This window comes from Paenibacillus sp. FSL R7-0216, assembly GCF_037969915.1.
Classification (GTDB): Bacteria; Bacillota; Bacilli; order Paenibacillales; family Paenibacillaceae; genus Fontibacillus; species Fontibacillus rhizolycopersici.
The window spans coordinates 1,337,854-1,353,991 of sequence record NZ_CP150222.1 but is presented as its reverse complement, the minus strand read 5'-3'; the positions used below and the strand labels follow the sequence as shown (position 1 = coordinate 1,353,991).

Genomic DNA, 16,138 nt, shown 5'->3' with positions numbered 1-16,138 from the left:
TGTCTCCACCCAAAATCTGACTATGATTTTAGTTCATCATTATCACCTAAGTATTAGCGCTTATTCTTGGGGAAATGCAGGAAGTCAGTTCCTGATGTCGAAATATGATGCTGGGAGAAAAGGAAGGAGTAGTGCTATGAGTGTTCGAGAAATCTTAGATCGACATAACGTTATGGATTATAGCGGGTGGGTTGAGGATAACTGTCCTGCATGCGGTAAAGAATTTATTTGGCGACATGATCCGAATCTCAAGCATGGCGGTGCTGTTCTGGGTTATGAACGAAAAGAGCTTACTTGCCCTGATTGTAAGACTGAATTTAAATTATCCAAATCAGTAGAAGCCGATTATTACTGGTAATTTTGAGTCGCTCATTCGAGCGGCTTTTTATTTTGGAGGAAAATGAGGTGGCCACACATCGAGTCAATAAAACAGACAAGACAGCGCCACCGTTCACCGGAGCCTATACCCTTATTATAATTCTTCTATCTCTTCCTCTTTATCAGGCAGCACAATTACGTCCAATTCCATGCCGTATTTGCTCTTAGCATACTCTTTAATCTTCTCGGCTAGCCAAGGATATGCGTCCATTTCACCATCAACTTCGGTATATGTAAATTTCCTCCCATAGCCAATGGATTTCGCAATATTGGTTCCTTCCGTTTTCTTTTTGGCCATTATCTCACCTCAACTTCCGTTTTTTGATTCATTTCAGCGAAACGCCTTTTTCCGCGCTTAATTCGAAGCGAAAAACAAAAACGCCACCATATCCGCAACTCCGAAGTGGAAGCGGAAGGAAATTTTGAAATATTAATCTAGCGGAAACTCGGGCTCGCGAGCACCCGCAGTGCTCTTGCACCCCCAGAAGGACCCGTGACCGACAGAATCGGTCCGTATCTTTGCTTTGATGTGTTCCGCCTGTATTCGGTCGCATCTCCAGTCGAACGCTCTACGGTGCCATTCTGTGCGTCTGGTGACGTGCATTGTTTTCTCCTTAAACCTTCACAAACAGCAGCAGCAACAAACATTCCGACAAAGGGGTTATTAGCTCCACATCGTTCTACCAAATCGTCATACAGCGTCTTGGCATCAATTTCCTTTTCCATCACTCATCCTCCTTTACGACCACTGCAAACCCTTCCTTCACCATGTACTCCATCTCCAAATCGAGGATGGTTAGGATATCATCTCGATTAACGATGATCCCTTTTTCCACCAGCCTATCGAATATAAACTCCACCAACTCTTGCTCATTGACTTCCATGTTCTTTCACCCTTTCTCTGAAATATAAAAAGGTCACCCGTTTGGATGACCCTGAATTGCCGTATTCGGTTAAAACTGATCGTGTATTCCTACATCGAACCTTCTATGCGAAGCATACAGGAAGGGAATAATGTTACCGTCGTTCTTTGATGATAAATGATTGAAATGATCAATAACCTGTTCTTCCCAATCTTCTACATCAACCCCCCATGAGGATATATGCTCTATTTGGGTTATGATCCACTCATGCTGTTCCGCACTGATCTTCATATGATTTTTCTTCATATAACGTTTGAAATACTTCAAGTAGATATCTATAAATATATGCTCCTCTTTTACCAAAAGGATGTTATATTTTTCTTTCTTTTCTTTATTTACTTCTTTCTTTATATGGGGGACTGGTGAGTCCTCTATTTGGAGGTCTAACGAGTCCTCTATATAGGGGTCTATTGAGTCCTCGTTTTTTTTGGTAATTTGACGGTTGACCCGTAAAAACCGGCGCTTCCCTTCGACTCGAACTGAGATTAGGCCGACATCAATCATTCGGTTCAACTCCCTTCTGACCTGCCGCTTATCGCATTGGGTGAGCTCGGCCAGGAAGTCGAGGGATAGCCAGCGCTCTCGCTGCCGGTATCCATACGTGTGGCGAATCACCGCATGCAGGATCCGGAACTGAGTCATATTCAGGTCGGCCGTCATCAGGTAGTCCATCAGCCAATGCGGCACCTGTACAAAATTCTCTTTTGATTCAGCCATCACACATCGTCCATCCCCCCATTTCCACGCGCTTTACTTCAAACTCATACCTAGAAAATATAAACCAACAAGTCCCGTCGCCCCAACCAGAAGGCCCAGAGCCTTCCCCCTAATCTTGAGGAGTTTTAGAATTACAGCAACCGCTAAGGACGGTAGAAAAATGTACAATCCGACCAGTTTTATGAAATCCATGGCCAGCGAATTCATAGTATTATCACTCGGGATTACTTCCACGTTGTTTCACCTCCCATAGTCGATTAAATTCGACATTTGGGAGTATTATCCTTTTTGGCAAAAGAAAAAGCACCGGTTGGGGTGCTAGAAAAGCAACAAATGTTTACGATAGAATTCTTCTAATCCGAATAATAGTAGATCAAACGTCGATTTTTCCTTAATATCCTTATTCGTTGCTTCCTCAATTAATGGAGCTAGTTTTTTTGCGGCTAGCTGATCAATTCCCGATAGTTTAGAACAGGCCCTGATTGTGAGTTGTTTTAATATATCGGCAGCAGTGGATGAATGATACTCATTAGCATTTTTTATGTGTTCCGCTAACATAACATCCTCACCCAAGAATTTTAAATAAATCTTGTTGATGTTATAGAAACGTTCTTTATCTTTATCACTTAAAACAACATACATTGATATCACCTCCCGCATCATAATTTCGACACCGAGTGCCAGCTTCCTTCATTTCCCAAAAGAAAAGCACCTCTAGATTACTACCGATTACGCCCTAACAGTTTTTTGCCTATCGGTAAACCTTGTGGGCTTCTTACTAGTTCCAATAGTATTTTACAGCGTTCACATTCACACAATAAATATGTATTCCCGAAAATATCTTTTCTATCTACTCCAAGGGATTTCAATTCTCTCCCACAGTCGCAGTACATCAAATCCCCTCCTCACTTAATTTATAATGTACAAGTGATAAATTATTCCTTATTGGAGACAGGTGTTTATGTGTAATATGAACAAGAAGACGGAACTGCACCTTACAGTAACGGCCTTGGCTGGCTACCCGAACCAGCTCCGGTGATGACCTCGAGCTTTCTTGCGTCTACCTATTCAAAAACGAGCAGCGGGACTCGAACCTGCACCAGTAGTTGGAAGGCTACGGCGCCACCTCACTCCCCTCCGTTTGATCAAACTGCAAAAGAAAAAGCCGCTTCAATGAGCGACTTAATTTAATGCCCCATATATCCGGACGATTATAAGAAACAGAAATAGAAGCAGAACAAAGCACCCACAACCATCAGGGCCGCCCCTCTTCCTTCCCTTAGCAAAGTTATTCGCAGCCTCCCTTGCTATTCGCCTAACCGAGTGATTAAATGGTGTTCTCATATCCCACGCTCCTAGCCCCTTATTTCAACACCAGGAGCCAACTTCCTGCATTTCTCAAACCACTCAAAAATCTTGCTTATTCTGTTGCGTTATTTCATCAATGATTTCACGACACTTGCCACGCATTACTTCCGTATAGAAAGTTAGTTTATCTTCGTACTCCATGTAATAATCATGGTTTCGAGGCTTCGCTGAGTATTCTTTACTAATGTCAGAGAGCCCTCTAATGGTCTCAGTAATTAATGCGACCAACCTTTTATCCGTTTCAATCGCCTCCGGAAGATACTCGCGAAGTTGATAGTTAAATTGGACGACGTTTTTAAAAAGTTCACTGTACTGATAACTATCGGTTGCAAAGTAAGTCCAAGCAGAGTTTAGATACTCACTTATTTTCAAGCTAAGCTCATAAGTCTTTCTGTGCTTTGAAGGTTTTTCAGCCTCCCTTTGCTTATGAACTTGCCAAATAGCAATGAGGTATGCACCTAAAACACCAACAATACTACCAACAAATCCGCCCCAGTCAAACTCCATATCCAACCCCCGCATGAATATTTCTCATCGCGATAATTCGACGTATTGACTGGAAATCCTGCAAAGATCTTGCCCCTCGGCGGCCATCCAGCTTGTTGCTTCTGCAGTACAACGACGTGCTGGGAGGAGTGGCTGCGCAGTTGGCCGAAGGTGAGGCAGCTTGTACGGCACTGATTCGAGAGACGGTTCGACTGCAGAAGACTGTAGCGCTCCAACTGGAAGGGTAACTGGCCCCATTGCCTGCGCAGCATCACCCCGACTTGGCACACGGAGAACCCGGGCCTGCGCCGGAACGATCGGCGAACGAGATTTGGGTCATGGTTTGACGGACAATGAAATAAAACTATTGCAGAGTTAATGGTGCTAATACTCATCATAATTTTGAATAATATATTTACCAAAGAAAGCTAAGGAAGCAGAAAGAATAACTACTGTCGAAATGATTATTGGTATCTGGTAATTTATAGGCTCAATTTCAAATACTGCGTAATATCCTATTAAATTTAAATATATTGCACAAGATATAATAGAATAAACGGGTAATTTACTCTGAACCCATTCCTTTCTTATACCCCTCAGGATAGGCGCGTTACTTTGTTTATTCCAATAGGTCGCAAAGATAATTAGACTGAGTAAATAGACAATAAATAACACAATTACGACTCCAGCACTAATTACTTGAATAATTAATAAAATTGACTTCCATTCGTTAAAATCAAATTTCTTAGAGAAGAAAGATAAAGTTTTAAGGAAATCTTTATTGATTCCAGGCATGTTATGTTTCACATATCCTAGTATTAATACAACAAAAGATGAAAAAACTAATACCTTTGAAATGCTAAGATTCTTTAATTCTTTTAAGTTCCCAATTAGGTCAAACAATATTTATTCCCTCCTTCACATCACATTTCGACAGCAGGAAGGTATTTCCTCCTTTGGTGTCGAAAGTCCTAGTTAGAAAGGAGGTGATTTGAATGCCAACAACAGGTGAAAAACCAGGTAAAGGTTCTTACCAATGCAAAAAATGCGGGCAGATTGTTGTTCTTGACGATCATAGCGATACTTTGCCACCATGTCCAAAATGTTCCGGGACAGAATTTAGAAAAGTTTAGTTTGGATAAAATCTTGTATGGCTGCTTCTTCGTAACCAAACAACTTACCTAAAATCCAGTGGTCATACACCGTACTCGGAGCCTGTGGAGAATTTTTTATGATCTCTAAGATATGGGGATACCGATACACCCAGAATGTAAGCCAACCATCAGATAACTGCTCTATATGAGTCAGTAAATCACCTTCTTGTTCCACAATTTTGAAGGCATCCTCTAAGTACTTTTCTTGGAGAGGGATTGAAGCCGCAGGCTTTCCTCTTTTTACAAGCTGACAATATGTTATAAGTTCCTCTCTGTTCATTTCATTCACCTCGGTATCTTACTATTCTCAGGAAAAAAAATTATACCCCACCGGCCGAGGCCAGCAGGGTACGAAAATACTGACTACCGCAACGTCATGCAAAGCTCACCCTTTGCTGTTGTTTCTTGAGCGCCCGCAGCCGCTTCTCAAGGTCATCATTCGACGCAGCTGCGATTCTCTTCGCATCCTGCTCAGTCGCTGTTCCGCTCACGTAAATCTTAGGTGAGTTCGTGATTTGAATTGTGACGCCCGCGGATTCCGGTTTACCTGATGGAGTCCGGGACTGCAGCATGCTGTCCAGTTTCGAGAGCGGCAGGATAGCTTCGTCCTCGCGTCCCTCGCCGACCATGGCAAACGTGGGTCCGGTCGCAACCCCGCCATTGGCGAGCAAAGGAATCTGCGGTAAATCGAATCCCAGCGTCTTGCCACCGATTCCTGGTACCCAGTCGGGCACGTTCACGCTGATCGATCCGATGCTTTTAAATGCTTGGTTAATCAAGCCGATAATCGCGTTGATCGGAACCTTGAGGATTGATCCGAGCGTCGAGAATATACCGCTGAAGATGCTCTTAACACCTTCCCAAGCTTTTGCCCAGTTACCAGAGAAAACGCCTGTGATGAAGTCCAGTACACCGCCAAGAGTGGTAATCAGGCCATTGAACACCCCGGAGACAGAGTGAATCGCAGCGAGAACAACCGCTTTTGATGATCGGGAATGCGAAGTTAAACACCCCGACCAGGGCATTTATGATCGGCTTGATGAAGTTGAACAGGGCCGAAATGGTTTGTCCGATCTTAGCCGCAACGTTCAGGAATGTTGGAAGCATTGCGGAGAAGGCGCGGGAGATAGCCGGAGCCACATCATGGGCGATGAAGCCAAAGACCTTCGAAAGGATCGGCCAGAGCTTTTGCTGAATATAGATGCCAACAGGCAATAGTGCTTTCCACACCTTAGCAAAACCCGTCCAAATGGTCACCGCTACTTTTGCAGATACTGGAATAAGTTGCTTGAATATGCTTCCTATCGAGCTGAATACCGACTTGACCGTTGGCCAAAGATCTACGAGAGCCCCGCCCCATTCCTGAGCCATCTCTTGCATCTCACCGAATAGGCCGGCCATACCACCCTTTAAATCACCGCCGCTAAACATATCGCCAAAGGTTTTCCCTATCCCATCCGCGAGCGGCCCAACCACTTTCAAAAGTGACCTGAATGCGCGACTCACAAAACCGATGGCACCGCGGAGAGTATCTCCCCAGCGTTTTGCCTGATCGCTAGAAAACCAAGTAATGAGCCGACCTGTGAAGTCAGTTGCAGCGAGTGCCACTTTTTGGATCAGTGGTAACGTTGGCCGTAACGCGACGATTTGAAGGTTCTCCATAGCTCCTTTAAATTGCTCGATCGCAGCCTTTGCATTATTCATTTTGTCTGTAGCAACACTTATAGCTGTCGGACCATTCGCAAGCTGGTCTGTGAACTTTTTAACGCCCGAGGCACCTTCCGAATACAAGATATTCCCTGCCCGAATAGCGTCGGAGCCGAACATTGTTTGTAAAGCCAGATCCCGCTGTTGTGCTGTTAATCCAGATAAAGACTTTCTAAGTGTACTAGCAATATTTTCGAGTGACTGAACATTCCCCGTAGTATCGAAAAATGCGTTTGATCCATCTTCAGTAACAATTCCAAGCTTCTCAAACAGAGCAACTTGTTCTTTTGTTGTGGGCTGTAAATTTGAGAGCATAGTTTTGAAACTGGTTCCTGCATCAGCTGCTTGGAGACCGTTGTTCGTGAAAATACCAATGGCTGATGCGGTATCCCTGAATGACATACCAAGCCCACTTGAGACAGAACCAGCTGCCGCAATCCCGAACCGAAGATCACTTACACCTGTAGCAGCTGCATTCGCAGTACCGGCGAGAATGTCCGCGGCCTGTGCCGCGCTCATACCATCTTTTCTGAAACTGTTCATTGCAATAGACATGACTGAAGCTGCATCAGCTACCTCGATTTCACCGGCACTTGCTAAATTTAAAGAGGCCTCGAGCCCACCGCCCATAACATCTTGAACGCTCATGCCTGCCTTAACCAGTTCCTCCATACCCTGTCCTGCCTCGAGTGCGGAGTATTTTGTCTTAGCTCCCATGGCAAGTGCAAGATCCTGCATCTTCGAATAGCTCTCTGTCCCTTTCGCAATGGACTTATCTAGCGATGCTACACTATCCATCTGAGCCTCAAAATCCATAGCCTTATTTATTGAATTGGCGACAGCCGAAATGCCACCGATCGCTACTGAAGTAGCAGAAGCTGCAGCAACAACTTTTTTTAGAGAGCCGGAGAATAATCCAGCTCCTTTTGATACTTTCTGAAAATCAGAGCTGGCCCGAACCTTCTCAATCTGATTACGCAATTCTTTTGCGTTACGATTTGCTTCTCCAAAGGCCTTGGTAAAGGTGGGATGTAGCTTTCCGCCGAGTTCAAATATTGTTTCATATGTTTTACCTGCCAATTTTTTCACCTCACTTTCTTAAGAACTAGGTATTTGCACTGTAGAATTCCGGAAAGAAGTCACTAAAAGACAAAGAGGAGCTTGTCTGATGATTAATTGCCGATGTTACGTACTCGACATCTTCCTTTGACAAATAGGGCGACAACAGATTATCAGGATCGCGCAATACAGCGGCAATCTTACTAACAAGAAGTTCGACCTGAAATACATCATTCATCATATGTTCCCAATACTTTAGCTCATTGAGCTTCTGATCAATTGCATGCGTTACGTTCACGGTCAATTTCCGAACCTGTTTTTGGGTTTTAGCGAATTTCCTTTTTCTCGGAGAATGAGAAAACGTCTGTTCCAAATCCTTTGTATCTTTAGCGGCTTCTACGACAAGATCAATCATGTAACGGCCATGTACCTTTGAAGTAATCACAGTGTGAATCAGGGCATCCAAAAAAATTTCCTTTTGCTTGGCCTGATCCTGATCGTTAGAATTCATTGCCGATTGACTGGACTTCATAAATTTCTGAGTTACCAAACGGATCCTTTCAAGTGCTTTTGCACGCTCAATTGAATCCATACCTCCCACCCCCTCGCATTTAAATTACTTTCGCTTTTTGCTTCTACTTACTTTCACTTTTTTAAAGAACGAGCCTAAATTAATTGCAGACATCAATTCGAAGCAATTTTCTCGACTTCCCGGACCGCCCTGATAATAACAGAAAGCGAAAGTAAGTTTGAAAATTATAATCTAGGTCCTTCCCGGGCTCGCGAGCACCCGCAGTCATCCTAGACCGCCAGAAGGACCCGTGACAATGTGTAATTCCTTATGAACGCTTGTAAGTATAGGCCGATCGCGATTTGTGACGTTCTTCAAGTTGTTTTCTGCCTCTGAAATAATAATGATGACCGGGTCCATCATTTAAATTAGCCTTGTTCTTGGCCTTCCATTGCTGAAAGCTTTTGCGAGATATGTCCTTTTGTTCAGACGTCCAAGCCATGAATCTCACCTCTTATCGGGATCCAGAATAGGTTAACTTCTATCCGATGAAGAAACTGTATCCTTCGCGGTTAACCTAGTTCCTTACCATCTTCATCCGGAAGGATATACTGGATCTCATGCATACTATTGCTTCTCTGTTCGGAGGATATAATTGTTGCAGTTGGATGGTCGTTTATCCAGCGCTCTGCAGCTTCCTTTGGATTCGGACTTTGAACCTTAACGGTCCGGATCTTGTTCCGATCGACTTTGCCAAATAGTTTCCCAAGGAATCCACCGTTAGATTGCTCCTTAGATTCAGCCGTCTGCTTCGGTTTCAAATCCTCGTCAGTAACAAGTTGCCCGGTCTTTGCATAGCGCTCAACCCATTGAGGAAGTTTCCCAAATTGGTAAGCATCGGTAAGTTCCCTCTCGCTTGGCGCTACACATTTGTCGGTAACTGGTGAATAATACAGGCTGTGATATTCTTTTAACAAAGGTTTCTCTGGAACACCAAGACGAGTTGTTTGATTGTTGTAATCACGCCCTGCAATTCTTTCAACTTGATTTAATGCCCGGAGTAATTCTTGAGCCTTTTGGTACTTTTCATGGCCTTTCTGAATTTCAAGCGTAAGCTTTGCGCGGTGCTCCCGGGCAGCGTTAAATATTCCTTGGATTTCGCTGTTAAGCTTCTGGCTTTCACGTTCCCAGCCCTTTTTCACCTTTTCGAGCATACCCTCGAGCTTTTCGGATTTCCCGTCCCGAACCATCCGCAAGCGCTCTTCGGCAACTTGAATTTCACTGGCCAGTTCATCATCTCGCATCTTGGCTTTGTTCAGTTCTGCGGTGGTGTAGGATTTCACGCCGGCACTATCATCAACCATCATTTTTTTGTATGTCGCTGCGGCTTTGGCATGCTCGACTTTCTTTTGTTCAATCTCGTGCGAAAGCTCCTCGATCCGGGCGTCTATTTTAGCCTCAGCCTGTTTAAATTCCTCGATTTCTTTGAACATTGTGCCATCTCCTCAAATTTCAGATATTGCCATTACGGCGGGCTATGATCTTACTGGCCTCGGCAACCATTGCATCGACCATTTTTTGTTCTTCAATCCGGGCGTAAACAATTCGCAGAGCGGCTGCTTCAGCGGATTCACCAGAAGCAATTGCGGCATCAATAATATGGCTGTTTTCAGGAGTTCGAATTGACTCCAAGTCTCTAAGGCGTTGCGCCTCAGTTTTAGTGGAAATATCAAAGTTTTTACTCATTGTATTGTCATCCTTTCTTATTTGGGGTTAGTGAGAGACAGCCTGTGAACTTGAAACATAATCGAGTCGGCGGTGGTCTCGCCACTTCTCCTGAATCAGGGATAGTCAACCTTCTCATTCCTCTCGACAATTAATTTCATATAACAGATAGGAATTTCCTATAAGCCGAATACGTCTGTTCCTTCCATAGCCGGTGCATTGTTTATGCCCTCCCAACAGCCCTCCTAAAGAATCCCGGTTCCATTTCCAATGCCTTCTCCACATCATTCAGTTCAATGGAGCCCGGTCCCTCTGGATTATCCGGATTCGTAGTGATGCAGGAACGAAACACGCAAGTTACCTCCTGGCGGCTACGCCCGGTCTTTACAGCAAGAGCGTCAATCAGTTGCGATATCAGATCTTCCATGGCTATGGTCATCTCCTTAATCCAGACTGTTCAGAAATTCTTCGATTTCCGTGGTATCGGCGCCAAGCTCTCGCATGCCTTCGAGCAATGCTTCAACCTTGATGGCCGATCCATCTTCCGTGTAATACCGGGATGCCGGGCCGGGGAGAGTGGTTTTACGACCAGAGGAAAGGATATTAGTTGTTTTCATGGCCATCACCTTGGAATTTTACTGTTCGCAGAAGACCCGCACGAACACGCCCTGATTCTTCAAGCCTGTCTTCGTAAACCTCAAGAATCCAGCCGTTGTCCAAATCTTTGTTGATACTCTGGAACTTGGATTGTGCAACTTCATCCGAATCAAGGCTCAAGTCAATTACAATCTCCTTACGCTCCCGGCATGCCAGCAATCGATCATGTGCCTTCTTAATATCCTGCAGCAACAGGCGGTAAATTTCCGGCTGTTCCTCTTTTATGAAGCTCAGAATTTCAGAAGCGATTGGAACAATGATTTCATAGACATCCTCCGGATCGTGAGGGGCTTCAAGCGCAGCCTCCAATATTGGAGCAAAGTAAGGCTCGTAGATTTCGCCACTGTTGCTGAAGGGGATCATATAGTCCACAAAGGTTTTTTCTCCTGCATCTGCAATAATTGGGGCAATCAGTTTTCTTAATTTACTCATGCTAATCTTCCTTTCCTCGGTATAAGATTTTAACTTGCATATGGGGTTGGACTTGAAGAGAGTGAAGGCCCCTGCTTCTTCTATTTCAAGTTCCAAATAATCACACGGTGCTGCAGGAGGCTCCGTTCCCTCCATAGCCGGGCCAGATCATTCAGTGACATCTGGAATTCTCCCTTTCTGCGCCGGATTGGCATCTTTCTGGCGAGCTGTCAGGATTGAAACTCCGGACCAAGGATCGTCGTATTTGCGGCCCGTACGCTTGCAAAATTCGCGTTTGGCTAGCGTGCTGTTCTTGGCTTCAATAAGCTTGCGCTCCCGTTCCCAGCGGACTCCGACTTCGTATAGCATTGATGCTGCGCCTCCTTATGGATTACTCGGAAGGAAATCCGACCACGACCCTGTAGGTTCCATCAGGCTCGGCGGCGTACTCTTTAACCACGGTGCGGGTATAAGCCAAATCATCCAACAGGCGTTTTAAGGTGCCTGAAAACTCCGGATCCTGGGGTTTGAGTTCATACTGCCGGGCCGCCGCTTTATCCGGGTTGGGATGCTCACAAAGCTGCTGCCAGGCATCCCGCAGGGCCGTCACCAGTTGGAGATAGATTTTCTTGTCGTCCAGTTGCACGGCTTCCGAAATGATCTCTCGAGCGATCGGCGCCAGGTAATCCAAAGCTTCAACCCAGTCGGTTTGAGGGTGGAGCGCCGCGGCGAGCATTTCCCCGATTTCCGGAGTGAACAGCTCACCCATGCCGGCTTGATCCTCTAAGTATTGGGTGAAAGGGATCTCCTGGTGCGTTTCCTGATCAATGATTTTTGGAGCTACTTCGCTAATTTTTTTCATGGGTATCATCCTTTTCTTTTTGAATTTAAAAGTTTGAACTTAGTTGACCACAGACTTTTTTCTCTGCGGCATCAAACAATCCGAACTCGGCAGCGATTTTTTGAAGTCCACGAAGGCGAACTTTCGCGTAATGGCCCTCGGATATCATCAGATCCCGATAAATCTCATAGTGCCGGACATAATCAGCTTCCTTGTCCAGATACTTGCGGTTAATGATCTCTCGCTCTAATGCCGGCATCCTCTCAACAAGGTCCTTAATCCGCTTGACCTCATCGGTATGGCGCTCGAGTACCAGCATTAGATTGATCTCTCGTAGAAACGAAACGACACGTTTTTCGGTATTTTTATCAAGTGATGGCATTTTTGAGCCCTCCTGTGGTAGAATTGAGGATGTCGAGACCGCTTCCTACCTGTTGGGAAGCTTTTTTTATGCCAATCGAGGCCAAATTTTTTCACCCCCTCTTTTCTTGCCTCTTTTAAACCAAGACAAGACCTGAAACAAAAAACCTAGGTATGGCTATATATATAAAGGTCCCCCATTTTTAGGGGTAGTGGAGGAAAAATCAAAAATCGCCCGCAATCCCATGCCTGACAAGTAGTAGAGCGTTTTTTTCTACCCTCATTTTTAGGGGTAGTACTTCACTCAAAATTGCCCCAATCTTGAATTGATACCCCCATTTTCATGGGTAGACTACCCTCATTTTTGGGGGAGCCAAAAAAATTTAACGTTTCCTTTTCCGCTTAGGTCTTGGTGTAACAATGAACTTGTCGGTACCGTAATACTTCCACTGGTCACTGAAGCCATAGATCGTTGCTGTTCTTGTCGTCCATCCACTTTTTATTACTTTGATGAACCCCAGGTCGTTCAATTGATCCAATGATTTAGAAAAAGTCTGTTCAGTCATGAGCTGCTCGCCCTCAGCATATGTAAAGCTGATGTTGTACTCATTGTCATAATTGAATTTGGCTTTCATGTGGATATACAAAGCGATAGAGTGAACGGAAAGCTCTTTCCATGCCTTCGATTCCATCATGCTGAGAGTAATTCTTAAATGTCTCCCTTTCGTACTGGTTCCTTCGAAAGGTTTGAATCCGTAATCTTTCTTTTTGCGTGGCATTCACCTCACCTTCTTGCATTTGCATATTCATCCATGATCCGAAGACACTCGTCCATCTCGATCCTCCCATGTTGGAAGGCAACCATTGCATTGATGAACTTCGTATTATCTTCATTCTGAGAAAGCGGCCAACCGAAAATAACCCAAATTTCGTCCGTAATCTCATCAATGCAGTTTTCAATGGGTTCGGATTCGAGGTTTCGGGTTAAGTTGACGAGTCGCTTCGTTGCTTCAAGGATTGTCCGAACAGATTTTCTAGCTATCTCATTCATCCCGAACTCACCGCCACTCCCGACATTAAACTCATGAAATCATGCGTTTCAATGGAGCCGGAGCAATAATCCGCCAGGGTAAGGTACATCGGGCCGGTAGCGGCTGGATCAATGCCGTTAATTTCGAAAAGTACCGCGGCAACTCGCTCAATCAACTCGTCAGTTATGACCAGCTTTATGCCGACTCCCTCAAGTTCGGTGGCCTTATTTGTGAGGTCCAGAATGAGTTGCAGCAAGCGAAGAGTTATAATCCGTTTGGTATTCACTCCCCCTCCCTCCCACTCATAGCTGGCACCTGCTGCTTACTATCAAGCCAAGCAAAGAATTGATCCCGGTACACCAACTTCCGTTCATTCAATTTGATTAGTGGAAAATCAGGACTTTTCATAAGTTCATATACGGTGGTTTTTGAAAGGCCGGTAACCTTAATCACGTCTTTAGCCTGCAAAATTAGCGGCAAATCATTGCGTTCCATATCGGTCCCTCCTTCTATGAGAATATAAGTGCTAATTCATAACTTCCAAGTCACGTTTCGCGTGTCTTTGTTGCATTCTCAACCTAGCGGCTTCCTTTTGCTTGGAGCTCATATTTGTAACTCTCTCGTTAGCGAAAATGACCTGACTGCCCTTAAGCTCCCACTTGGCTGCCGTAACCTTCCCCTCTGTAATCTCCTCCCATAATGGGTCAGCAATTTTCCGAAGCTTCGTCATATGCCGTGGAACACAGGTGTATATCGACCATGTGTTGGTCACATAGTCATAGACTGCGGTTGTCTCGCGCTCTTCTGATGTGTACATGCGCTATCTCCCTTTCTTATCTGAATTTCATAACGATTAAGTAGCATTTTCCAAAGCCACAATGTTTAGGAATACAATTGAGCTGGTAACCATAAGGCATTAAATTTAAAACTTCGTAGTCACGAATTCGTGATGAAATTAATAGGGCGACTTGCGGTAGTACTCGGGTGCTTCCTCCAGCGAAACCATGTCAAATCGGTTGTGTATTGCCCGGACCAGCCGCTGAATGTCGTTTTCACTGAATCCGGCACGTTCGGCGGCCGCAATCACATAACCTAACGCCGATTGGTTCGACCAGGCTTGGAAATTGCCCGTCGATTCAGTACCAACCGAATATGCCCGGTTTAATAGTTGCTCTACGTCGTCCAGCAGCTTAATTTCTTGGGGCGTCACTCCATTCGGAAAATGCTTCTTTTCCAGTTCGATCCGGTGCTTGGTGCATGTGAGTTCAAGGCTCACGGGGTTGCCTCCTTTCATTTGGGATATGTTGGCTTATGCTGTTTTCAAAGATCGTATACTCCATTGCTTACTTTCCTGCAGGCTGCGGTGCCTTGATGATCATGAAGATGTCATCGAAGGTGACTTCGAGCGCATCGCAAATGCGTTTGGCAATACGTGGGCTAGGATTGCGATCGCCATTACATATCTGCAATGCAGTGACTTGTCCTATACCAGCAGCTTCCGCAAATGCTTTCTTCGAGAACCCTTTTCGAATAAGTAGTTCTTCAAAGCTTACTAGGTCCTTTAGTTTAATTTTCATATAATCACCACCTTGTGTATCGCGATACACATAAGATATCACATTATGTGTAGTTTGTGCAACATAATTCTTAAATAAAATACCATTTGTGTTTCGCGCGTGAAACACTTATCATACAAATAGATGAAACATAACGGGAGGATAATGAAATGAATCAATTTGAGTTTGGTGAATACTTCAAAAAACATCGCATAAAAAGTGGTTATTCAAGCCAAAGAAAATTAGCTTTAGATAGTGGGATCAGCAATGGGACTATAGCGAGGATTGAATCAGGAACTCAGAAAGTATCCATCGATACTATCAGAGTATTGTCTAAATACTTAAAATCCACGACATACGGTGACTTGCTCGAAAAACTTGAATACTTTGACGGACTATCGGAGGAAAAGAAAGAGCAATTGAAGGAATCATATGATGATCGATTCAGATTTACTGAAGAATTCCGCAACCTTATCCATAAATTAGCTCCTACAGGTTTTTTTTCTGAAGAGATAGTAAGTGACATTAAAAAGCGATTAGAGGGATACGTTGACGATGATTTTAAGTACACACCTAAGGAATTAATCGAACTGATGTATGAGATTGGTGACGCATCCGACATGCTTGATTTTTATGAGATATTTAAAGACATTGCCAAGAGGCACAATCTTCTCCCCTTTATTACGCAAGACGAGGAAGAATTAAAAGCGGAAAAACAACTTCGAGAAATGAGCAAGGAAATTTCAGAGCTTTTTATTAAGAGAGGAATTGTTACACGGTTTGATCAAGATCAATACATTAAAGATCGTATCGGAGAATTAAACACTAAGAACATGAAAAAACTGATTCAACTTTTGAAAATGGAAACTGCAGAGTTGGAATATCTTGATTTTGATGGTAACTTCGAGAACGGCAAATCTCTTGAGATCATTACATTTTTTCAAAATGAAGGTGCTTCATTTCGTTACTGTGGTCGCCTATTAGACCATTCTGATGTACAGCGAATATTAATCATGTTAGCCACGTTATTTCCTCACAATAAATAATTTAATCTACGGGAGATATCATGAGAGAGAAAAAGAAGGCGTACATCTTTCACTTCCATTACGTGGAAAGCTGAGTTGGATAAATTCTTTATAAAGCAAGGAGTTGTTTGCCACAATCTTGATGAAATATTATACATCAAGTAATTCTAACGAGATTGGAGCAGAAGCACGGTTATTATCCGGCGTCTTACCGTCTTTTTAGACGGGA

Annotated in this window: 28 protein-coding genes; 4 read left to right on the top strand and 24 right to left on the bottom strand. The window is 44.1% G+C overall.

The annotated features are described in order from the left end of the window. The first annotated feature begins 94 nt into the window (after positions 1-94). Positions 95-358, top strand: a complete 264-nt coding sequence (locus MKZ15_RS05760) for a hypothetical protein (RefSeq protein WP_339820546.1) — start codon at positions 95-97, stop codon at positions 356-358. Between the two features lie 114 nt (positions 359-472). Here the strand turns inward: MKZ15_RS05760 and MKZ15_RS05755 are convergent, their stop codons facing one another. From MKZ15_RS05755 to MKZ15_RS05730, 6 genes are all read right to left on the bottom strand, one after another. After that, the gene (locus MKZ15_RS05755; RefSeq protein WP_339820543.1) at positions 473-676 is read right to left on the bottom strand and encodes a hypothetical protein; all 204 of its coding nucleotides are present in this window, start codon (positions 674-676) and stop codon (positions 473-475) included. 137 nt (positions 677-813) lie between these two features. Next, a complete protein-coding gene (locus MKZ15_RS05750) occupies positions 814-1,104 on the bottom strand; it encodes a hypothetical protein (protein ID WP_339820540.1) in 291 nt (96 codons plus the stop codon). Further along, positions 1,104-1,262: a hypothetical protein gene (locus MKZ15_RS05745; RefSeq protein ID WP_339820538.1), complete on the bottom strand. Its 159-nt coding sequence runs from the start codon at positions 1,260-1,262 to the stop codon at positions 1,104-1,106. The genes MKZ15_RS05750 and MKZ15_RS05745 overlap by 1 nt, the downstream gene beginning before the upstream one ends. Positions 1,263-1,331: 69 nt before the next feature. Then, a complete protein-coding gene (locus MKZ15_RS05740) occupies positions 1,332-2,018 on the bottom strand; it encodes a replication protein (protein ID WP_339820536.1) in 687 nt (228 codons plus the stop codon). A 318-nt stretch (positions 2,019-2,336) separates the two neighbouring features. Continuing rightward, on the bottom strand, positions 2,337-2,660 hold the full coding sequence (locus tag MKZ15_RS05735; protein WP_339820534.1) for a hypothetical protein: 324 nt from the start codon (positions 2,658-2,660) through the stop codon (positions 2,337-2,339). Positions 2,661-3,425: 765 nt separating this feature from the next. Further along, positions 3,426-3,893 carry a hypothetical protein gene (locus MKZ15_RS05730; RefSeq protein WP_339820532.1) on the bottom strand — a complete coding sequence of 156 codons (468 nt, stop codon included), beginning with the start codon at positions 3,891-3,893 and terminating at the stop codon, positions 3,426-3,428. Between the two features lie 92 nt (positions 3,894-3,985). On the opposite strand from MKZ15_RS05730, the gene MKZ15_RS05725 reads away from it, so the two are divergent. Further along, positions 3,986-4,120: a hypothetical protein gene (locus tag MKZ15_RS05725; RefSeq protein WP_339820531.1), complete on the top strand. Its 135-nt coding sequence runs from the start codon at positions 3,986-3,988 to the stop codon at positions 4,118-4,120. Between the two features lie 136 nt (positions 4,121-4,256). On the opposite strand, the gene MKZ15_RS05720 is transcribed toward MKZ15_RS05725, so the two are convergent. Continuing rightward, positions 4,257-4,775: a hypothetical protein gene (locus MKZ15_RS05720; RefSeq protein ID WP_339820530.1), complete on the bottom strand. Its 519-nt coding sequence runs from the start codon at positions 4,773-4,775 to the stop codon at positions 4,257-4,259. 92 nt (positions 4,776-4,867) lie between these two features. Here MKZ15_RS05720 and MKZ15_RS05715 point away from each other — a divergent pair, with 92 nt between their 5' ends. After that, positions 4,868-5,005: a hypothetical protein gene (locus MKZ15_RS05715; RefSeq protein WP_339820528.1), complete on the top strand. Its 138-nt coding sequence runs from the start codon at positions 4,868-4,870 to the stop codon at positions 5,003-5,005. On the opposite strand, the gene MKZ15_RS05710 is transcribed toward MKZ15_RS05715, so the two are convergent. The 17 genes from MKZ15_RS05710 to MKZ15_RS05630 form a co-directional block, all read right to left on the bottom strand. Continuing rightward, positions 4,992-5,306, bottom strand: a complete 315-nt coding sequence (locus MKZ15_RS05710) for a hypothetical protein (protein WP_339820526.1) — start codon at positions 5,304-5,306, stop codon at positions 4,992-4,994. The genes MKZ15_RS05715 and MKZ15_RS05710 overlap by 14 nt on opposite strands. Before the next feature lie 94 nt (positions 5,307-5,400). Continuing rightward, entirely contained in the window at positions 5,401-5,805 is a 405-nt protein-coding gene (locus MKZ15_RS05705; protein WP_339820523.1) for a hypothetical protein, read from the bottom strand. A 97-nt stretch (positions 5,806-5,902) separates the two neighbouring features. Further along, positions 5,903-7,813 carry a phage tail tape measure protein gene (locus MKZ15_RS05700; RefSeq protein ID WP_339820521.1) on the bottom strand — a complete coding sequence of 637 codons (1,911 nt, stop codon included), beginning with the start codon at positions 7,811-7,813 and terminating at the stop codon, positions 5,903-5,905. A 25-nt stretch (positions 7,814-7,838) separates the two neighbouring features. Further along, positions 7,839-8,384: a hypothetical protein gene (locus MKZ15_RS05695; RefSeq protein WP_339820519.1), complete on the bottom strand. Its 546-nt coding sequence runs from the start codon at positions 8,382-8,384 to the stop codon at positions 7,839-7,841. Between the two features lie 491 nt (positions 8,385-8,875). Continuing rightward, entirely contained in the window at positions 8,876-9,796 is a 921-nt protein-coding gene (locus MKZ15_RS05690) for a hypothetical protein (protein WP_339820517.1), read from the bottom strand. Positions 9,797-9,815: 19 nt separating this feature from the next. Next, on the bottom strand, positions 9,816-10,049 hold the full coding sequence (locus MKZ15_RS05685) for a hypothetical protein (RefSeq protein ID WP_339820515.1): 234 nt from the start codon (positions 10,047-10,049) through the stop codon (positions 9,816-9,818). Between the two features lie 202 nt (positions 10,050-10,251). Then, positions 10,252-10,455 carry a hypothetical protein gene (locus MKZ15_RS05680; RefSeq protein ID WP_339820513.1) on the bottom strand — a complete coding sequence of 68 codons (204 nt, stop codon included), beginning with the start codon at positions 10,453-10,455 and terminating at the stop codon, positions 10,252-10,254. 16 nt (positions 10,456-10,471) lie between these two features. Then, complete coding sequence (locus MKZ15_RS05675) at positions 10,472-10,645, bottom strand: hypothetical protein (RefSeq protein WP_339820511.1); 174 nt, start codon at positions 10,643-10,645, stop codon at positions 10,472-10,474. Further along, a complete protein-coding gene (locus MKZ15_RS05670; protein ID WP_339820509.1) occupies positions 10,632-11,117 on the bottom strand; it encodes a hypothetical protein in 486 nt (161 codons plus the stop codon). Before MKZ15_RS05670 ends, MKZ15_RS05675 begins: the two co-directional genes overlap by 14 nt. Positions 11,118-11,264: 147 nt before the next feature. Continuing rightward, on the bottom strand, positions 11,265-11,465 hold the full coding sequence (locus tag MKZ15_RS05665; protein ID WP_339820507.1) for a hypothetical protein: 201 nt from the start codon (positions 11,463-11,465) through the stop codon (positions 11,265-11,267). A 22-nt stretch (positions 11,466-11,487) separates the two neighbouring features. Beyond that, complete coding sequence (locus MKZ15_RS05660; RefSeq protein ID WP_339820504.1) at positions 11,488-11,958, bottom strand: hypothetical protein; 471 nt, start codon at positions 11,956-11,958, stop codon at positions 11,488-11,490. 25 nt (positions 11,959-11,983) lie between these two features. Next, positions 11,984-12,319, bottom strand: a complete 336-nt coding sequence (locus MKZ15_RS05655) for a hypothetical protein (RefSeq protein WP_339820503.1) — start codon at positions 12,317-12,319, stop codon at positions 11,984-11,986. A gap of 361 nt (positions 12,320-12,680) precedes the next feature. Next, on the bottom strand, positions 12,681-13,076 hold the full coding sequence (locus MKZ15_RS05650; RefSeq protein WP_339820502.1) for a hypothetical protein: 396 nt from the start codon (positions 13,074-13,076) through the stop codon (positions 12,681-12,683). Positions 13,077-13,344: 268 nt separating this feature from the next. Beyond that, the gene (locus MKZ15_RS05645) at positions 13,345-13,614 is read right to left on the bottom strand and encodes a hypothetical protein (protein WP_339820500.1); all 270 of its coding nucleotides are present in this window, start codon (positions 13,612-13,614) and stop codon (positions 13,345-13,347) included. Beyond that, positions 13,611-13,823 (bottom strand): AlpA family phage regulatory protein, encoded by a 213-nt coding sequence (locus MKZ15_RS05640; RefSeq protein WP_339820498.1) that lies wholly within the window; start codon positions 13,821-13,823, stop codon positions 13,611-13,613. The genes MKZ15_RS05645 and MKZ15_RS05640 overlap by 4 nt, the downstream gene beginning before the upstream one ends. A 460-nt stretch (positions 13,824-14,283) precedes the next feature. After that, positions 14,284-14,604, bottom strand: a complete 321-nt coding sequence (locus MKZ15_RS05635; protein WP_339820497.1) for a hypothetical protein — start codon at positions 14,602-14,604, stop codon at positions 14,284-14,286. A gap of 67 nt (positions 14,605-14,671) precedes the next feature. Then, entirely contained in the window at positions 14,672-14,905 is a 234-nt protein-coding gene (locus MKZ15_RS05630) for a helix-turn-helix transcriptional regulator (protein WP_339820496.1), read from the bottom strand. 149 nt (positions 14,906-15,054) lie between these two features. On the opposite strand from MKZ15_RS05630, the gene MKZ15_RS05625 reads away from it, so the two are divergent. Then, complete coding sequence (locus MKZ15_RS05625) at positions 15,055-15,930, top strand: helix-turn-helix transcriptional regulator (protein WP_339820494.1); 876 nt, start codon at positions 15,055-15,057, stop codon at positions 15,928-15,930. Positions 15,931-16,138: the final 208 nt, after the last annotated feature.

Coding starts and splice junctions, on each gene's coding strand:
- MKZ15_RS05760 (WP_339820546.1), top strand. CDS start 95: ATGTCGAAATATGATGCTGGGAGAAAAGGAAGGAGTAGTGCTATGAGT.
- MKZ15_RS05755 (WP_339820543.1), bottom strand. CDS start 676: ATGGCCAAAAAGAAAACGGAAGGAACCAATATTGCGAAATCCATTGGC.
- MKZ15_RS05750 (WP_339820540.1), bottom strand. CDS start 1,104: ATGGAAAAGGAAATTGATGCCAAGACGCTGTATGACGATTTGGTAGAA.
- MKZ15_RS05745 (WP_339820538.1), bottom strand. CDS start 1,262: ATGGAAGTCAATGAGCAAGAGTTGGTGGAGTTTATATTCGATAGGCTG.
- MKZ15_RS05740 (WP_339820536.1), bottom strand. CDS start 2,018: ATGGCTGAATCAAAAGAGAATTTTGTACAGGTGCCGCATTGGCTGATG.
- MKZ15_RS05735 (WP_339820534.1), bottom strand. CDS start 2,660: ATGTATGTTGTTTTAAGTGATAAAGATAAAGAACGTTTCTATAACATC.
- MKZ15_RS05730 (WP_339820532.1), bottom strand. CDS start 3,893: ATGGAGTTTGACTGGGGCGGATTTGTTGGTAGTATTGTTGGTGTTTTA.
- MKZ15_RS05715 (WP_339820528.1), top strand. CDS start 4,868: ATGCCAACAACAGGTGAAAAACCAGGTAAAGGTTCTTACCAATGCAAA.
- MKZ15_RS05710 (WP_339820526.1), bottom strand. CDS start 5,306: ATGAACAGAGAGGAACTTATAACATATTGTCAGCTTGTAAAAAGAGGA.
- MKZ15_RS05695 (WP_339820519.1), bottom strand. CDS start 8,384: ATGGATTCAATTGAGCGTGCAAAAGCACTTGAAAGGATCCGTTTGGTA.
- MKZ15_RS05690 (WP_339820517.1), bottom strand. CDS start 9,796: ATGTTCAAAGAAATCGAGGAATTTAAACAGGCTGAGGCTAAAATAGAC.
- MKZ15_RS05685 (WP_339820515.1), bottom strand. CDS start 10,049: ATGAGTAAAAACTTTGATATTTCCACTAAAACTGAGGCGCAACGCCTT.
- MKZ15_RS05680 (WP_339820513.1), bottom strand. CDS start 10,455: ATGGAAGATCTGATATCGCAACTGATTGACGCTCTTGCTGTAAAGACC.
- MKZ15_RS05675 (WP_339820511.1), bottom strand. CDS start 10,645: ATGAAAACAACTAATATCCTTTCCTCTGGTCGTAAAACCACTCTCCCC.
- MKZ15_RS05670 (WP_339820509.1), bottom strand. CDS start 11,117: ATGAGTAAATTAAGAAAACTGATTGCCCCAATTATTGCAGATGCAGGA.
- MKZ15_RS05665 (WP_339820507.1), bottom strand. CDS start 11,465: ATGCTATACGAAGTCGGAGTCCGCTGGGAACGGGAGCGCAAGCTTATT.
- MKZ15_RS05660 (WP_339820504.1), bottom strand. CDS start 11,958: ATGAAAAAAATTAGCGAAGTAGCTCCAAAAATCATTGATCAGGAAACG.
- MKZ15_RS05655 (WP_339820503.1), bottom strand. CDS start 12,319: ATGCCATCACTTGATAAAAATACCGAAAAACGTGTCGTTTCGTTTCTA.
- MKZ15_RS05650 (WP_339820502.1), bottom strand. CDS start 13,076: ATGCCACGCAAAAAGAAAGATTACGGATTCAAACCTTTCGAAGGAACC.
- MKZ15_RS05640 (WP_339820498.1), bottom strand. CDS start 13,823: ATGGAACGCAATGATTTGCCGCTAATTTTGCAGGCTAAAGACGTGATT.
- MKZ15_RS05630 (WP_339820496.1), bottom strand. CDS start 14,905: ATGAAAATTAAACTAAAGGACCTAGTAAGCTTTGAAGAACTACTTATT.
- MKZ15_RS05625 (WP_339820494.1), top strand. CDS start 15,055: ATGAATCAATTTGAGTTTGGTGAATACTTCAAAAAACATCGCATAAAA.